At 55.7% G+C, this 16,740-nt stretch carries 16 protein-coding genes; 6 read left to right on the top strand and 10 right to left on the bottom strand.

Annotated elements, in window-relative coordinates:
- Window positions 1-137 precede the first annotated feature (137 nt).
- The 3 genes from secM to mutT are packed head-to-tail and all read left to right on the top strand — an operon-like array spanning window position 138 to window position 3,854.
- Window positions 138-641: a secA translation cis-regulator SecM gene (gene secM, locus B3X29_RS02210; protein ID WP_139156317.1), complete on the top strand. Its 504-nt coding sequence runs from the start codon at window positions 138-140 to the stop codon at window positions 639-641.
- Between the two features lie 60 nt (window positions 642-701).
- Window positions 702-3,407, top strand: a complete 2,706-nt coding sequence (gene secA / locus B3X29_RS02205; protein ID WP_159339985.1) for a preprotein translocase subunit SecA — start codon at window positions 702-704, stop codon at window positions 3,405-3,407.
- 57 nt (window positions 3,408-3,464) lie between these two features.
- Complete coding sequence (gene mutT, locus B3X29_RS02200) at window positions 3,465-3,854, top strand: 8-oxo-dGTP diphosphatase MutT (protein WP_103178278.1); 390 nt, start codon at window positions 3,465-3,467, stop codon at window positions 3,852-3,854.
- Between the two features lie 38 nt (window positions 3,855-3,892).
- Here mutT and yacG read toward each other — a convergent pair whose 3' ends face one another.
- Genes yacG through coaE form a run of 3 tightly spaced genes read right to left on the bottom strand, consistent with a single transcriptional unit; the run spans window position 3,893 to window position 5,451 of the window.
- Window positions 3,893-4,087, bottom strand: a complete 195-nt coding sequence (gene yacG / locus B3X29_RS02195; protein ID WP_159339984.1) for a DNA gyrase inhibitor YacG — start codon at window positions 4,085-4,087, stop codon at window positions 3,893-3,895.
- Window positions 4,088-4,096: 9 nt separating this feature from the next.
- Window positions 4,097-4,840, bottom strand: coding sequence for a cell division protein ZapD (zapD, locus tag B3X29_RS02190; RefSeq protein WP_103178280.1), 744 nt, complete (start codon window positions 4,838-4,840; stop codon window positions 4,097-4,099).
- Window positions 4,840-5,451 carry a dephospho-CoA kinase gene (coaE, locus tag B3X29_RS02185; protein ID WP_103178281.1) on the bottom strand — a complete coding sequence of 204 codons (612 nt, stop codon included), beginning with the start codon at window positions 5,449-5,451 and terminating at the stop codon, window positions 4,840-4,842. The genes zapD and coaE overlap by 1 nt, the downstream gene beginning before the upstream one ends.
- A gap of 235 nt (window positions 5,452-5,686) precedes the next feature.
- On the opposite strand from coaE, the gene B3X29_RS02180 reads away from it, so the two are divergent.
- Entirely contained in the window at window positions 5,687-6,730 is a 1,044-nt protein-coding gene (locus B3X29_RS02180) for a GMP reductase (protein WP_290503303.1), read from the top strand.
- Window positions 6,731-6,761: 31 nt separating this feature from the next.
- Here B3X29_RS02180 and hofC read toward each other — a convergent pair whose 3' ends face one another.
- The 4 genes from hofC to nadC all read right to left on the bottom strand — a co-directional run bounded on the left by hofC (window position 6,762) and on the right by nadC (window position 10,859).
- A complete protein-coding gene (gene hofC, locus B3X29_RS02175; protein ID WP_159339983.1) occupies window positions 6,762-7,958 on the bottom strand; it encodes a protein transport protein HofC in 1,197 nt (398 codons plus the stop codon).
- On the bottom strand, window positions 7,948-9,333 hold the full coding sequence (gspE, locus tag B3X29_RS02170; RefSeq protein WP_103178284.1) for a type II secretion system protein GspE: 1,386 nt from the start codon (window positions 9,331-9,333) through the stop codon (window positions 7,948-7,950). Before gspE ends, hofC begins: the two co-directional genes overlap by 11 nt.
- Window positions 9,330-9,782, bottom strand: coding sequence for a prepilin peptidase-dependent pilin (gene ppdD / locus B3X29_RS02165; protein ID WP_156653917.1), 453 nt, complete (start codon window positions 9,780-9,782; stop codon window positions 9,330-9,332). The genes gspE and ppdD overlap by 4 nt, the downstream gene beginning before the upstream one ends.
- A 183-nt stretch (window positions 9,783-9,965) precedes the next feature.
- The gene (nadC, locus tag B3X29_RS02160) at window positions 9,966-10,859 is read right to left on the bottom strand and encodes a carboxylating nicotinate-nucleotide diphosphorylase (RefSeq protein ID WP_114315885.1); all 894 of its coding nucleotides are present in this window, start codon (window positions 10,857-10,859) and stop codon (window positions 9,966-9,968) included.
- 87 nt (window positions 10,860-10,946) lie between these two features.
- Between nadC and ampD the strand changes: the two genes are divergently transcribed.
- Both ampD and ampE read left to right on the top strand, forming a co-directional pair.
- Entirely contained in the window at window positions 10,947-11,510 is a 564-nt protein-coding gene (gene ampD, locus B3X29_RS02155; protein ID WP_159339982.1) for a 1,6-anhydro-N-acetylmuramyl-L-alanine amidase AmpD, read from the top strand.
- Complete coding sequence (gene ampE, locus B3X29_RS02150; protein ID WP_159339981.1) at window positions 11,507-12,361, top strand: beta-lactamase regulator AmpE; 855 nt, start codon at window positions 11,507-11,509, stop codon at window positions 12,359-12,361. Before ampD ends, ampE begins: the two co-directional genes overlap by 4 nt.
- An 18-nt stretch (window positions 12,362-12,379) precedes the next feature.
- On the opposite strand, the gene B3X29_RS02145 is transcribed toward ampE, so the two are convergent.
- From B3X29_RS02145 to aroP, 3 genes are all read right to left on the bottom strand, one after another.
- Entirely contained in the window at window positions 12,380-13,330 is a 951-nt protein-coding gene (locus B3X29_RS02145) for a family 43 glycosylhydrolase (protein ID WP_103178289.1), read from the bottom strand.
- A 10-nt stretch (window positions 13,331-13,340) separates the two neighbouring features.
- Window positions 13,341-14,738 (bottom strand): glycoside-pentoside-hexuronide (GPH):cation symporter, encoded by a 1,398-nt coding sequence (locus B3X29_RS02140; RefSeq protein ID WP_103178290.1) that lies wholly within the window; start codon window positions 14,736-14,738, stop codon window positions 13,341-13,343.
- Between the two features lie 160 nt (window positions 14,739-14,898).
- Window positions 14,899-16,269, bottom strand: a complete 1,371-nt coding sequence (gene aroP, locus B3X29_RS02135; protein WP_159339980.1) for an aromatic amino acid transporter AroP — start codon at window positions 16,267-16,269, stop codon at window positions 14,899-14,901.
- Between the last annotated feature and the right edge of the window lie 471 nt (window positions 16,270-16,740).

Raw genomic sequence — 16,740 nt, 5'->3', positions numbered from 1 at the left:
CTGATTTCATCACCATTTTTAACCTCCTCTGTGGCGCATTACTGCTGCTGCAACCCGGCTTTAGTGTTACTATCTGGGCGCGAAAATATAAAAATCATACGGTGAGCCTGAAGGTTCACTTACTTGTGGTGGGGCAATTGAGCGGAATTCTGACGCGCTGGCGACAATTTGGCAGACGTTACTTCTGGCCGCATCTCCTTCTGGGGATGGTCGCGGCGAGTCTTGGCCTGCCCGCGCTCAGCAGTAACACCGAAACCGCAAATCCGGCAAAGACCACCACCACCCGCCACGATCTGAGCACGCGGGTCAATTTCACGAATCTCGCCCTGCTGGAAGCGAACCGCCGACCCAATTTCACGGTGGATTACTGGCATCAGCATGCGATTCGTACCGTCATCCGGCATCTCTCCTTTGCCATGGCGCCGCAGGCGTTACCTGTTGTCGAAGAGCCTTTACCGGTACAGGCGCACCATCTGGCGCTGCTCGATACACTCACCACGCTGCTTACGCAGCAAAGCAAGCCGCCGGTTATTGTCCGTCAGGTCGCGCTTGCCACACTTTATCCACAAACCGCTTTCTCTGTGTCCGCCTGGATTAGCCAGGTGCAGGGCATCCGCGCCGGACCTCAACGCCTCAGCTAAATTAACCGTTGTTCAATACCTTAATTTAACTGCCCATCATGGGGCGTTTGAGAATTTATTATGTTAATCAAATTACTAACAAAAGTTTTCGGTAGTCGTAACGATCGTACCCTGCGCCGCATGCGCAAAGCCGTCAGCGTCATCAACAGCCTTGAGCCGGCGATGGAAAAACTCTCTGATGAAGAGCTGAAAGCCAAAACCGCTGAATTCCGTGCCCGCCTTGAAAAAGGTGAAACCGTTGAAAGCCTGATCCCGGAAGCGTTCGCCGTGGTGCGTGAAGCGAGTAAGCGCGTGTTTGGCATGCGTCATTTCGACGTGCAGCTGCTGGGCGGGATGGTGCTGAACGACCGCTGCATCGCTGAGATGCGTACCGGTGAAGGTAAAACCCTGACCGCAACCCTGCCTGCCTACCTTAACGCCCTGTCGGGTAAAGGTGTGCACGTGGTTACCGTCAACGACTATCTGGCGCAGCGTGATGCCGAAAACAACCGTCCACTGTTCGAATTCCTCGGTATGACCGTCGGGATCAACATGTCTGGTTTGCCGGCCCCTGCGAAACGCGAAGCCTATAACGCCGACATCACCTACGGGACCAACAACGAATACGGCTTTGACTACCTGCGTGACAACATGGCCTTCAGCCCGGAAGAGCGCGTACAGCGTAAGCTGCACTATGCGCTGGTGGATGAGGTGGACTCCATTCTGATCGACGAAGCGCGTACGCCGCTGATCATCTCTGGTCCGGCTGAAGACAGCTCCGAGATGTATCGCAAAGTCGATAAAATCATTCCGCACCTGATCCGTCAGGAAAAAGAGGACTCCGACACCTTCCAGGGTGAAGGTCACTTCTCCGTTGATGAAAAAGCCCGCCAGGTGAACCTGACCGAGCGCGGTCTGGTGCAGATCGAAGAGCTGCTGGTTGCCCAGGGCATTATGGAAGAGGGCGAGTCACTCTATTCCCCAGGCAATATCATGCTGATGCACCACGTCACTGCCGCCCTGCGCGCCCACGTGTTGTTTACCCGTGACGTGGACTACATCGTTAAGGATGGCGAAGTTATTATCGTCGACGAACATACCGGCCGTACCATGCAGGGTCGTCGCTGGTCCGACGGTCTGCATCAGGCCGTTGAAGCCAAAGAAAATGTCGATATCCAGAACGAGAACCAGACGCTGGCATCCATTACCTTCCAGAACTACTTCCGTCTGTACGAGAAGCTGGCAGGGATGACCGGTACGGCGGATACCGAAGCCTTCGAATTCAGCTCCATCTATAAGCTGGATACCGTAGTCGTTCCAACCAACCGTCCAATGATCCGTAAGGATATGCCGGACCTGGTCTACATGACCGAAGCGGAAAAAATTCAGGCCATCATCGAAGATATCCGCGATCGTACCGCTGCGGGCCAGCCGGTGCTGGTGGGGACTATCTCCATTGAAAAATCGGAAGTGGTCTCCAATGAGCTGACCAAAGCCGGTATCAAACACAACGTGCTGAACGCCAAGTTCCACGCTAAAGAGGCCGATATCGTTGCCCAGGCGGGCTATCCGGCAGCCGTGACCATCGCCACCAACATGGCGGGTCGTGGTACCGACATCATGCTGGGCGGTAGCTGGCAGGCTGAAGTGGCTGCGCTGGAAAACCCAACCCCGGAACAGATCGCGCAGATCAAAGCCGACTGGCAGGTTCGTCACGATGCGGTTCTGGCTGCGGGCGGTCTGCACATCATCGGTACGGAACGTCACGAATCCCGTCGTATCGACAACCAGCTGCGTGGCCGTGCGGGTCGTCAGGGTGATGCCGGTTCTTCACGCTTCTATCTGTCGATGGAAGATGCGTTGATGCGTATTTTCGCCTCTGACCGTGTATCGGGCATGATGCGTAAACTGGGTATGAAGCCGGGCGAAGCGATTGAACACCCGTGGGTGACCAAAGCCATCGCCAACGCCCAGCGTAAAGTGGAAAGCCGTAACTTCGATATTCGTAAGCAGCTGCTTGAGTATGATGACGTGGCCAACGACCAGCGTCGCGCTATCTACACCCAGCGTAACGAACTGCTGGACGTTTCCGACGTGAGCGAAACCATTAACAGCATTCGCGAAGATGTCTTCAAAGCGACTATCGATAACCATATTCCACCGCAATCTCTGGAAGAGATGTGGGATGTCGAAGGTCTGCAGGCGCGTTTGAAAAACGACTTCGACCTGGATCTGCCGATTCAGGAGTGGCTGGATAAAGAGCCGGAGCTGCATGAAGAGACCCTGCGCGAGCGTATTTTCGCTAACGCCATTGAGGTCTATAAGCGTAAGGAAGAGGTGGTTGGCGCTGAGATGATGCGTCATTTCGAAAAAGGCGTGATGCTGCAAACCCTGGACTCCCTGTGGAAAGAGCACCTGGCAGCGATGGATTATCTGCGTCAGGGTATTCACCTGCGTGGCTATGCGCAAAAAGATCCGAAGCAGGAGTACAAGCGTGAATCCTTTGCGATGTTTGCCTCTATGCTTGAATCACTGAAGTACGAAGTGATCAGCACCCTGAGCAAAGTCCAGGTGCGCATGCCGGAAGAAGTGGAAGAGATGGAACAGCAGCGTCGTGAAGAAGCGGAGCGTCTGGCTCAGATGCAGCAGCTCAGCCATCAGGACGACGAAGAAGCCGCCGCCGCCGCAATTGCCGCGCAGTCCGGTGATCGTAAGGTCGGTCGTAACGATCCGTGCCCGTGCGGTTCCGGTAAAAAATACAAACAGTGCCATGGCCGTCTGAGCTAAGCCTGTAAAACACGTAAAAGGCGCAGATATCTGCGCCTTTTTTATGGATGCAAGACAATGAAAATACTGCAAATCGCTGTCGGGATCATTCGTAATTCCGATAACCAAATCTTTATTACCCAGCGTGCGGCCGATGCGCACATGGCGAATAAGTGGGAGTTTCCTGGCGGTAAGATTGAGTCCGGCGAGACGCCGGAACAGGCGCTTATCCGCGAGCTTCAGGAAGAGGTGGGCATCACGCCGCGCGGTGCGACCCTGTTCGATAAACTGGAATATACCTTTCCCGATCGCCATATCACGCTGTGGTTCTGGCTGGTGGAAAACTGGGAGGGGGAACCCTGGGGCAAAGAGGGACAGCCTGGAAACTGGGTGACGCTGAACGCGCTGGATGCCGATAAATTCCCACCGGCAAATGCGCCTGTCATTGCGCGTTTAGTGGCGGACTGACTGGCCTGCGAGCGAGGTGCCGGCAGGCCATGGGGACATTACTGCTGCTCTTCGCTCCAGTCGTCGCTGTCAGACATATCGCCTGAGCTTGGAATGCGTTTCTCTTCCGCAGCCCACTCGCCCAGATCGATTAGCTGGCAGCGCTTGCTGCAAAAAGGGCGGAACGGGCTCTGTTCGCCCCAGACAATGGGCTTGCCACAGGTGGGGCAGTTCACGGTGGTGACTTCAGACATCTTAACTCCTTAGCAGCACGCCAGTTCAAAGTCGAGGCGTTCCGGCACCAGACCATGTTCACTGTCGAGCGGCATGAAACGGATCGCAAAGCGGCTCTTATGGCCTGAAATTTGCGGGTAAAGCTGATCGGCAAGGGAGAGCTGCAGGCGCAGGAGATCCGCATCTTCACCGTTATCCTGATAAAAACCATTCAGGCTGGTTTGCTTGCGGAATGGCGCTGAATTGCGGATTAAATCCAGGATCAGCGACAGCGCCTGGTTCAGCGGCTCAAGGCTGTTCAGCCAGCTTTGCACCTGCATATCGCGCTGTTCCTGCGGCATATGCAGCCAGATATGCAAGGTCGGTAAATCGAAACTGCAGCAGCCGCCGGGAATGCTCAGACGCTGACGCACCAGGGCGACCAGGCGGTCTTCACGCAAAAACTGGCCGATACGCGGCGCCGCCATTAATACGCCGCTGCTGTTTTTCAGCTGCTGGCGCAGGCTGTCGATGCGGCTGTTATCCACCCCCGGCACTTCTGCCCAGGCCTGCAGTTTACGCTGCTGGCGCTCCAGCTCTTTCAGTAATTCTGTGCGAACTTCGCCACGCTCTAACACATCCAGCAGATCGCTCACGTTGCGGAAAAAGTGCAGCGCCGTGGTGTGGTCATGAACCGGAAGCAGGCCGGAAAGCTGCTGGATCAAAAATTCGATGCGCAGCCAGGTGCGCATTTTTTCATTGAGGGGATGCTCGAAAAGAACATGGGTGTGCATTAGGCTTTTTCCTGTAAAACGGCCTGCGCCAGATATTGCTGATGCAGGCGAGCCACATCCGATGCAATGGCATCCGGTGAGCCGTTATTATCAATCACATCATCCGCGACGGCCAGGCGCGCTTCACGCGTGGCCTGCGCGGCAAGAATTTGTTCCGCATGTTCACGCCCGACGTTATCACGGGCGATGGTGCGCTGAATTTGTGTTGCCGGAGAGACGTCAACAACCAGTACCCGGTCCGCTTTGTCATGGAGATTATTTTCCACAAGAAGCGGGACAACCCAGAGCACATAGGGTGAAGTCGCGTGTGCTATCTGTTTCTGCGTCTCCTGCTGGATAAGCGGGTGAAGCAGGGCGTTAAGCCAGGCTTTCTCTTCAGGATGCGTGAAAATGCGTTCGCGCAGCATTCGACGATTAAGGGTGCCGTCAGGCTCGATAATGTCGCTGCCGAAATGGTCTGCAATAGCGCGTAGTGCGGGTGTACCTGGCTCTACCACCTGGCGGGCAAGGATGTCGGCATCAATTATCGTGATACCCAGACGAGAGAAGGCGTCAGCCACAGTGCTTTTGCCACTGCCAATGCCTCCCGTTAATGCAACGATGTACCCCATTAAATAAAATCCTGGGAAATATTCATTATTGATATCAATTGCTTAAGATTTAATCTTTTATCAGCGAAGATTAAGCCCTGCTTACGTACTTTTTACCAGGTAAATTTATAGGATTGTAGCGTAAAAAAAGTGATTTTCGCAGTCTTGCGCAACAGGTATTAGTGCGTATGATAGCGTCACTGGAGTTGTGTGTTACGTTTTTCGACATTTACCCCAGTACCCCAGGAATCCGCAAATGCGTATCGAAGAAGATTTGAAGTTAGGTTTCAAAGACGTTCTTATCCGCCCTAAACGTTCTACTCTGAAAAGTCGCTCCGACGTTGAACTTGAACGTCAATTCACCTTTAAGCATTCCGGTCAGACCTGGTCTGGCGTACCTGTTATCGCCGCTAACATGGATACCGTCGGAACGTTTGCGATGGCAAAAGCGCTGGCTTCCTTCGACATTCTGACCGCTGTACACAAGCACTACAGCGTGGAAGAGTGGAATGCGTTTGCAGGCTCCGTATCTGAAAACGTGCTGAAGCACGTGATGGTCTCTACCGGCACCTCTGATGCCGATTTCGAAAAAACGAAACAGATCCTGATTGCTAACCCAAACCTTAACTTCATCTGTATTGATGTTGCGAATGGTTATTCTGAACACTTCGTTCAGTTCGTCAGCAAGGCGCGTCAGGCCTGGCCGACCAAAACCATTATTGCAGGTAACGTGGTTACCGGTGAAATGTGTGAAGAGCTGATCCTCTCCGGGGCAGATATCGTGAAAGTGGGGATTGGTCCGGGTTCTGTCTGCACCACGCGCGTTAAAACCGGCGTTGGTTATCCGCAGCTGTCAGCAGTGATCGAGTGTGCTGACGCAGCCCACGGTCTGGGTGGTCAGATCATCAGTGACGGTGGATGCACCATGCCGGGCGACGTGGCAAAAGCATTCGGCGGCGGCGCAGACTTCGTGATGCTGGGCGGTATGCTGGCTGGCCACGAAGAGAGCGGCGGTACCGTTGTTGAAGAAAACGGTGAAAAATTCATGCTGTTCTACGGCATGAGCTCTGAATCGGCCATGAACCGCCAAGTGGGTGGTGTTGCGCAGTATCGTGCCGCTGAAGGTAAAACCGTTAAGCTGCCTCTGCGTGGCCCGGTTGAAAATACCGCGCGTGATATCCTGGGTGGCCTGCGTTCAGCATGTACCTATGTGGGGGCGTCCCGCCTGAAAGAGCTGACCAAGCGCACGACCTTTATCCGCGTTCAGGAGCAGGAAAACCGCGTTTTCAACAGCCTGTAATGCTTCTCGCTGGCGCGTTTTCGCGCCAGCGTTATCCCGCACTCATCGCATCCCCCAGATGGAAAATCGGTAGATACATCGCGACCACCAGCGTGCCGATAATCAATCCCGTCACAATCAGCAGTACTGGCTCCAGCAGTGAGGCTAAATTGTCGGCCTGCTGAAAGGTCTGCTCATTATGATGCTGCGCCAGGTTGCTCAGCATGGTGTCCAGCGCGCCCGATGCTTCGCCTGTGCGTACCAGCTGAATGCAGAGTGGCGTAAAAATTTCTGCCTCATTCAGGGCTGACCAGATGGGCAACCCCTGCATAATGCGATGCCGTATCGCCTGTAATTTCTCCTGCCAGAAGGGGCACTCCAGCGTCTCCTCCGTACTTTCCAGCCCTTGTATAAAGGCGATGCCCGCCTGTTGCGTGAGCGAGAGAACGGTGAATATCTGGCTGAGCTTTTGCCCCCGTACCAGCGGACCAATCACCGGGCTATTCAGCAGCAGACGCTGGGTGGCATATCGCCATCGTCGTTTGCGGTGAAGAAACAGCAGGCCGGATGTTATCGCTATAAGACTGAACAGTAGCGCCGCCCCCCGCTCCTGAAGCACGTTTGCCAGCCCCATCACTGCCCGCGTCAGGGCAGGTAACGGGGTGTTAAAGGTTTTATAGATAGCGGCAAACTCCGGCAGCACGAGCGTCACCATCGCCAGCACTACGGCGAAAGCCAGACCGAGAATGATTACCGGATAACGCAGCGCTTTTATTACCTTTGCGCTGAGTTGTTGCTGGGTTTTTTGCTGCTGCGCGAGCTGGCGACAACATTCGTCCAGCTTGCCGGTCAGCTCCCCGGTTTTGATCATCGAAACATAAAGCGGCGGAAAAACATGCGGCCATTTTTTCAGGGCGTCAGAGAAGGCACACCCGGCACTGAGATCGTCGGCGACGCTTTGCAACAACGCCTGCCATTGTCTGGCCGGGTGCTGCTGCGCCAGAAGCGCCAGCCCTGCCGACAGGGTTAACCCCGCCTGTAGCAATGTCGCCAGCTGATGGATAATGTCGTAGCGATGCTGCGCCTGCCACCGTGTCTGTTGCACGCATCGCCTGAGTTCCAGGGGAACGAGCGCTTTGCCATGCAGGATAGCCCATGCCGTTTGTTTGTCGGGTGCCCAAAGCGCGCCCGCCTGCCGCTCCCCCTGCGGGCTGAGTGCCCGCCAGCGCCAGAGTTGATTACCTGCCATCGGGCGCGCCCAGCATCTGCACCAGCTCTTCGAGGGTGGTGTGCCCCTGTTCTACCGCCATGCAGCCATGCTCAAACAGCGTGGTCATACCCGTCTGTCGGGCCAGCTTTTCGATCTCTTCCACCGACGCTCCGCTGGCAATGGCGGTGCGCAGCTCGCGGGTGATTACCATCACCTCGAAGATTGCCACCCGGCCATAAAAACCGTGGTAGCAGCGGTCGCAACCCACCGGCAGCCAGTGCGGCAAAGGGCGAGGCCACAACGCCTGGGGCAGGGGGGCATCCCGGCGGGCCTCCTGACGACAGTGCGGGCACAGCCGACGTACCAGCCGCTGGGCGATCACCAGAGACAATGCCGAAGAGATCATCCAGCGCGCCACGCCCATCTGCTGCAGGCGAACCAGCGTTTCGGCGGTAGAGTTGGTATGCAGCGTCGACAGCACAAGATGGCCAGTCTGGGCGGCATTGATCGCGATCCCGGCCGTTTCGCCATCACGTATTTCGCCCACCATGATGATGTCTGGATCCTGGCGTAGAAATGCACGCAATACGCTCTGGAAGGTTAACCCCGCCCGGGGGTTTATGGGGGTCTGGTTTAGCCCCTCGAGCGGGATTTCGACAGGATCTTCTACGCTGCAGATGTTCACAGCGGGCGTATTCCGGGCCTGTAACGCGCTGTAAAGGGTAACGGTTTTACCGCTGCCGGTGGGGCCCGTCACCAGAATCAGCCCCTGGGATTTATGCAGCGCTTCGGCGAATAATCGCTGCTGGATGGTGCTCATGCCCAGCTGATCCAGCAGGAGCGCCTGCTGCTCCTGCTGCAAAAGCCGCAGCACGATTTTTTCTCCATTGCGACAGGGAAGCGTGGCAATTCGAAACGAGACGGGGGCGCCGGAGAGCTCAACCGTAAATTGTCCATCCTGGGGTAAGCGCCGCTCGGCGATATCCAGATTGCCCAGCACCTTCAGCCTGGCGATCAGCGTAGTGCCCAGTTCGGACGAAAGAGGCTGTTGCGGATACAACACGCCGTCGATGCGTAACCGGATCTGCCAGCTCTCGTCGGCGGGCTCGATGTGAATATCCGATGCCCGCTGGCTCATCGCCTGCATCAGGGTGCGGTTGAGGATCTCAATGGCAGAGCGGGTTGAGATGGCGGCCACAGGCAGATGCGAGTCTGACGCGGTTTGCCGGTGCTTTTCCATTCTCTCGCTGGTCCAGCATTCGATATCTATCCTTTTCTGCGTCGCGAAACGTAACGCCTCCAGCAGCCCAACAGGCGGGTTACCCACCACGGCAATCGTGATGCTGTCCGGGGCGCTGGTCAGCAACAAAGCGTTGTGACGCTGACACAGCGCGGTGAGCTGGTCAGAATTCATTGCACGTTCTCCTCGCCAGCCGTAAAGCGGAACACCTCTTCACAGGCCTGCTTCAGCGCGCTGTCGTTGGCAATGGTGCAAACGCGCGTCCAGCCGGTGATGCCGTTGCCGTTATTCCATTGCGGCGTCATCACGACCTCCAGACCGTTCAGGCTCTCCTGACCCGTCAGGGTAACGGTACCCTTGACAATGCTCATGGCTGAGACATAGCGGGAGGTGGCAGGGGAGGGAACGCCGTTGACGCCCGCGTCGCAGCTTTCTGTCCCGCCGTGATCGAGCGCGCAGAGTTCGACGGCGGTACGGTAGGGCAGGAAGGTTTGCAGCATGTCAGTGAGGGCGGCTTTTCGCAGGTAGTTCTGATAGGCCGGAATGCCGATGGCGCTAAGAATGGCGACGATGCCGATGACGACCATTAGCTCGATGAGGGTAAATCCTTTTTGTCTTTCCATGAGTCGCTCCTTGTGTGAACTGGCGCTACTGTGGCAGCACGGCAGAGCAGGGGCGAGCGGCAAAAATCATTTTGGGAAGCAGGATTCAGCGAGGAGTGTTGATGTTACAGCGTGATACAAGGGGGTTGCGAGAAGGGTCGGAAATCGGGGGAGCCCGGCCTCGGCAGACCGGGCTGAAGTCAGCTAGCGAAAGCGCATCGACAGATCGAGGGCGCGAATGTGTTTAGTCAGTGCGCCAACGGAGATGAAATCGACGCCGGTTTCGGCAAATTCACGTAAGGTTTCACGCGTCACGTTGCCAGAGACCTCGAGACGGGCCTGACCATTGGTACGCTTCACGGCTTCACGCATCTGCTCAGTTTCGAAGTTATCCAGCATGATGATGTCGGCACCCGCTTTCAGCGCGTCTTCCAGCTCCTGCAGGCTTTCTACTTCTACTTCGACCGGCACATCCGGATGCAGCCAGAAGGCTTTTTCTACCGCCTGGCGAACGGAGCCGGAGGCGATAATATGGTTCTCTTTAATCAGGAAGGCATCGGACAACCCCAGGCGATGGTTGGCGCCGCCGCCGCACAGCACGGCATATTTCAGCGCGGTACGCAGGCCGGGCAGGGTTTTGCGCGTATCCAGCAACTGGGTATTTGTGCCTTCCAGCAGGTTGACGTAGCTGCGCACTTCGCTTGCCACGCCCGAGAGCGTCTGGACAAAGTTCAGCGCGGTGCGTTCACCGGTGAGCAGGACGCGCGATGGCCCTTCCAGTTCAAAGAGCGGCTGGTTAGCCACAATGCTGTCGCCATCTTCGACATGCCACGTCACCTGAACGCCATCCCCGGCCAGTTGCGTAAAGACCTCTTCCACCCAACGTTTGCCACAGAAAACGCCATCCTCACGGGTGATGACAACCGCATGGGAACGGGCATCCTCCGCCAGCAGCTGGGCGGTAATGTCGTTGTCTGCGTTGACGTCTCCACCCAGATCTTCGCGCAGCGCATTGGCGACGCTTGCCGGAATATCCATATTTATACGTTCCAGCAGTACGTTACGTCTGTGGTCGGGGTTGTAGCGGCGTGGCGGCATGTTAAAACTCCAAATTGGTAACGAATCATAAGATTGAAACATGCTACTCTGAACCGGGAATCAGCACCATATATAAGGAGATCCTGCATGCATTCAGAACATGGCTGGCTGGTGGAGGCTCGGCGTGTTCCTTCGCCACACCATGATTGCCGTCCAGAGGATGAAATCCCGTCGCTGCTGGTTGTGCATAACATCAGCCTGCCGCCCGGCGAGTTCGGCGGCCCGTGGATTGACGCGTTATTCACCGGGACAATCGATCCCGATGCTCACCCCTTTTTCGCAGAAATTGCCCACCTGCGCGTTTCTGCCCATTGTCTGATTCGTCGTGACGGCGAGATCGTCCAGTATGTTCCTTTCGATAAACGCGCCTGGCATGCGGGCGTTTCTCAGTATCAGGGGCGTGAACGCTGCAACGATTTTTCCATCGGTATTGAGCTCGAAGGGACAGATACGCTGCCCTACACCGATGCCCAATATCAGCAACTGGCTGCGGTAACGCGCACGCTGATTTCACTCTACCCGGGTATCGCCCACAACATGACTGGGCACAGCGATATTGCGCCGCAGCGCAAGACCGATCCCGGCCCGGCGTTTGACTGGGAACGATTCAAAACCCTGCTTACCGCCCTGTCAGAAAAGGAGATGACATGACGTTATTTACCATGCTGCTGGTGTTGATTGCCGAGCGTTTGTTTAAGCTGGGCGAGCACTGGCATCTGGATCATCGGATGGAAGTGCTGTTTCGTCGCATCCGCCACTTTTCCATGATTCGCACACTGCTGATGACGGCGGGCGTGATGGTGGTGGTATTCCTGCTGCTGCGGTCGCTGTATGGCCTCTTCTTCAACGTGCCGCTGCTGGTGGTGTGGATCCTGCTCGGTATACTCTGTATTGGCGCAGGTAAGGTTCGTCTGCACTACCATGCCTACCTGAAGGCGGCCACTAACGTTGACCTGCATGCCCGTGGGGCGATGGCCAGCGAGCTGACCTTAATTCACGGTATTCCGCCGGAGTGCGATGAACGCGAGTTTTTACGCGAACTGCAGAATGCGCTGCTGTGGATTAACTACCGCTTCTATCTGGCGCCGTTGTTCTGGTTTGTGGTGGGCGGCGCGTGGGGCCCGGTTCTGCTGATGGGCTATGCGTTTTTACGCGCCTGGCAGAGCTGGCTGGCACGTTATCTGACCCCGCACGAGCGGTTGCAGTCTGGTATCGATGCGATCCTGCACGTGGTGGACTGGCTGCCGGTGCGGCTGTTCGGCGTGGTGTATGCCCTGATCGGCCACGGCGAGAAAGCCCTGCCGGCATGGTTCGCCTCGCTGGGCGATCGCCACACCTCGCAATATCTGGTGTTAACACGTCTGGCCCAGTTCTCCCTGGCCCTCGAGCCGCACACGGATAAGATCGCAACGCCGAAAGCGGCGGTCTCGATGGCTAAGAAAACCTCTTTTGTGGTGGTGGTGATTGTGGCGCTGCTGACCATCTACGGCACGCTGATCTAAACCAGCGCGCCGCAGGCTTCAGAGTGTATCAGCTGACGGGATGCCGAAATCGGGCATCCCGTTTTCGTTCCAGTTTACGGTTTTCAGGCGGGTGTGGCGGTTTGGATCGTACAGCGGATCGCCTTCGATTTCGGTGTAGTTGCGCGCATGGTAAACCAGCACGTCTTCCCCCTCCGGCGTTTGGGTAAAGCTGTTATGTCCCGGTCCGTACTGGCGATTCTCGTAGCTGGTGGTGAACACCGGCTGCGGGGATTTATGCCAGTTCGCCGGGTTACGTGGGTCAGCATTGAGGTCGATCCAGAGCAGTCCCATGCAGTAGTTTTCATCGGTGGCGCTGGCGGAGTAGCTGATAAACAGCCGATCGCCGTGGAACAGCACCGCCGGACCTTCGTTGACCCAAAAACCGCGGCACTCCCAGTCATATTCCGGTTTGCTGAGCATCACCGGATCGCCTTTGAGCGTCCATGGGTTTTCCATTTCGCACAGATAAAGGTTCGAGTTACCGGTGATATCCGGGGCTTTTTGCGCCCAGAGATACCAGCGTTTACCCTGATGGACAAAGGTGGTGGCATCCAGCGCAAAGGTATCAAAGTGCGTTTTGATCTGCCCCTTCTCTACCCATTTGCCGGTGAGCGGGTCGCTGTCGGCGCACTCCAGGGCATACATCCGGTGCTGGAACATGCCCAGCTCGTCCAGCGCCTGGGTGTGGGCCGCCGCGAAGTAGATGTACCATTTGCCGTCGATAGCATGCAGTTCCGGGGCCCAGATCAGATTACCCATCGGGCCGCTGTCGGGCTTATGCCAGACCACGACCTCTTGTGCGCTGCGCAGCCCTTCCAGCGAGTCGGCGCGGCGGATTGCCAGCCGGTCATACTCCGGAACCGAGGCAATAAAATAGTACTGCCCTTCATGATGAAGAATGTACGGATCGGCGCGTTGTTCAATAAATGGGTTTGGCCAGGTTTGCATTCGGCTCTCCTTATTTCGTCTCAGCGGCGCTGAGTTCCTGATACTCGTTCAGCTCGCGGTAGTTATTGCGACGCTTCTCCAGGTCTTCCTGGATCCGCTTCATCGTTTCGCGGTCGACCTTCAGCAGACGCACCACGCCTGCGGTAATGAGGTATCCGATGCCCGGGATAACGGTGAAGAGCAGGACGATACCGTTGATGGCGTCAGCGCTTTGCGCTTTTGCGCCGGCATCATAACCGTACCAGGAGAGCAGGAAGCCCACCATGGCACCGGCAATGGCCAGACCCAGCTTGAGGAAGAAGATATTGCCGGAGAAGCTGATCCCGGTGATACGTTTCCCGGTTTTCCATTCGCCGTAGTCATCCACGTCGGCCATCAGGGACCAGTGCAGCGGGGATGGGATCTGGTGCAGGATGTTCAGCAGGAAGTAGAGCACCACAATGGTCACGGTGGCTTTTGGATCGAAGAAATAGAAGGCGCAGGAGAAGATCGCCAGCGCAATGTTGGTCCAGAAGAAGACCTTCAGTTTACACCAGCGGTCGGTCAGCACTTTTGCCATAACGCTGCCGAGCATCATGCCCACCACACCCAGGCTGATAAACAGGGTCGCAAAGTGGGTGCTTTGGCCCATCACCCAGGTGACGTAATACATGGTGGCCGCCATGCGGATAAAGCCAGGGCAGACGTTACACAGGGTCAGCAGCAGGATGCGCACCCACTGGTCGTTCTTCCAGACATCTTTCAGATCGTTTTTCAGTTCGTCATGGGTCTGTACCGCCGGGCGCACACGTTCGCGCACCGTGGCGAAGCAGAACAGGAACATGCAGGTGCCAATCAGCGCCAGCACGGTCATGGCCATCTGATAACCTTTGGCTTTGTCCTCGCCGCCGAACCAGTCGGCCATCGGCAGCAGCGTCAGCGACAGCAGCAGCGTGGCAATACCCACCAGCACAAAGCGGTAGGACTGGCAGGCAACACGCTCTTTAGGATCGTTGGTGATCACCCCGCCCAACGAGCAGTAGGGAATGTTAATCGCCGTATAGGTCAGAGAGAGCAGGAAGTAGGTGACGAAGGCATAGATAACTTTGCTGTTGTAGGTCCAGTCCGGGGTGGTGAACATCAGGATGCTGAAGAGCGCATAGGGGAAGGCGATCCACAGCAGCCATGGACGAAATCGCCCATACTTACTGCGGGTACGGTCGGCAATAGCCCCCATAATCGGGTCGGTAACGGCATCAATTACGCGTACCGAGAGCAGCAGTACGCCCACCAGGGCCGGTGCCAGGCCAAAAATATCCGTATAAAAATAATTCACAAACAACATGATGGCGCCAAAGATGATGTTGCACCCGGCATCACCCATCCCATAGCCGATCTTTTCTTTCACTGATAATTTATTGTTATCCATCGACGTTTCTCCGAGTAGCGGTATGGAGAGAATTATTCGCTGGCAAAGGAAAATATGCGTTGCAATATAACGTCGCTGATATGGATAAAATTGCTGTTGAAGGGAAAGTGTGAGGAAGGTAACAACCCTCTGCGTCCGGGAGGACGCAGAGGGGAGAGGATTAGTGCGCTTTTACCGTTTTAGCATTTTTCTGCTTACACATGTAGCCCACCCAGAGGATCACAATCCATACCGGGATCAGGTAGACCGAAATGGCCATGCCTGGGGTCATCAGCATAATAACCAGTACGGCGGCCATGAACAGCAGGCAAACCCAGTTACCCAGCGGGTAGAGCAGGGCAGGGAAACGTGTTTTCACGCCCTGCTGCTGCTTGGCACGACGGAACTTCATGTGCGCCAGGCTAATCATCGCCCAGTTGATCACCAGGGCAGAGACCACCAGCGCCATCAGCAGGCCGAAGGCCGATTCCGGCGCCAGGTAGTTGATGAGCACGCAGAGTGCGGTCACCACAGCCGACACCAGGATGGTGTTCACCGGTACGCCACGTTTATCCACAGAGAGCAGCGCTTTCGGGGCGTTACCCTGCTGGGCCAGGCCGAACAGCATACGGCTGTTGCAGTAGACGCAGCTGTTGTAAACCGACAGCGCCGCGGTCAGTACTACTACGTTCAGCGCGTTCGCTACTAAAGTGTCGCCCAGCTCGTGGAAGATGAGGACAAACGGGCTGGTATCTGCGGTGACGCGGGTCCATGGCAGCAGGGAGAGCAGCACGGCCAGCGAGCCCACATAGAAGATCAGGATACGGTAGATAACCTGGTTGGTCGCTTTCGGGATGCTCTGCTCCGGGTTGTCTGCTTCCGCGGCGGTGATACCCACCAGCTCCAGCCCCCCGAAGGAGAACATGATGATCGCCATCATCATCACCAGTCCGGTCATGCCGTGCGGCAGGAAGCCGCCCTGATCCCACAGGTTGCTGACGCTTGCCTGCGGGCCGCCATTGCCGCTGAAGAGCAGCCAGCCGCCGAACAGGATCATCGCCACAACGGCGATAACTTTAATAATGGCAAACCAGAACTCCATCTCGCCGAACACTTTCACGTTGGTCAGGTTAATGGCGTTGATGACCACAAAGAAGACTGCCGCTGAGGCCCAGGTTGGGATTTCAGGCCACCAGAACTGGATATATTTACCGACCGCGGTCAGTTCCGCCATCGCGACAAGAACATAGAGGACCCAGTAGTTCCAGCCGGACGCGAAGCCGGCAAAACTGCCCCAATATTTATAAGCAAAATGGCTGAAGGAACCGGCTACCGGTTCTTCAACCACCATCTCGCCCAACTGACGCATAATAAGGAATGCGATAAAACCGGCAATGGCATAGCCCAGAATAATACCCGGCCCGGCAGACTGAATAACCGATGCGCTACCCAGAAACAGGCCGGTACCGATCGCACCACCGAGGGCAATAAGCTGGATATGGCGGTTTTTAAGGCCGCGCTTTAGCTGATCGCCGTGCTGTTGACCTTCCATTATAAAACCTCGTGTGTGGTTGTTATGTTCACGCTCTGGCGTGTGTAATTATGAAATTCCATTTCATGTATTTATTAGTTTACGGTTCAATTGGCTGAAATAACCGGCTGTGTCTTCCGTATTCGGAAGAATAGTGGTAAGCGACGGCGAATGCACCTGCTTTATGCGAGGAGAAAGCGAGTTCGAATAAAAAGAAAGCATTTGTAAATCGTCCCGTTTAATTCCCTTTATCAACCTATAGAATAAAAATGCGCCATAAGTGGGCAGAATTTCATTTTTTACTCCGCTAAATCGGTTCAGATCGCACTTTTCACCGTTTCAATAAAGTTAAAACTGCCTCTTTCGGGGTAATCAATTCATTTGTGCAGAGTTACATTTTTGAAACGTTATTTCTGTAAGGTTGTTAAAATAAGCAGGGTTTAATGATTTCAATCAAAACCAATATGGACACAAGGTGAATACTTTGTTACT

Source organism: Leclercia sp. UBA5076, from assembly GCF_002416465.1.
Taxonomy (GTDB): Bacteria; Pseudomonadota; Gammaproteobacteria; order Enterobacterales; family Enterobacteriaceae; genus Enterobacter.
This window is presented reverse-complemented; position numbering and strand designations above follow the sequence as displayed.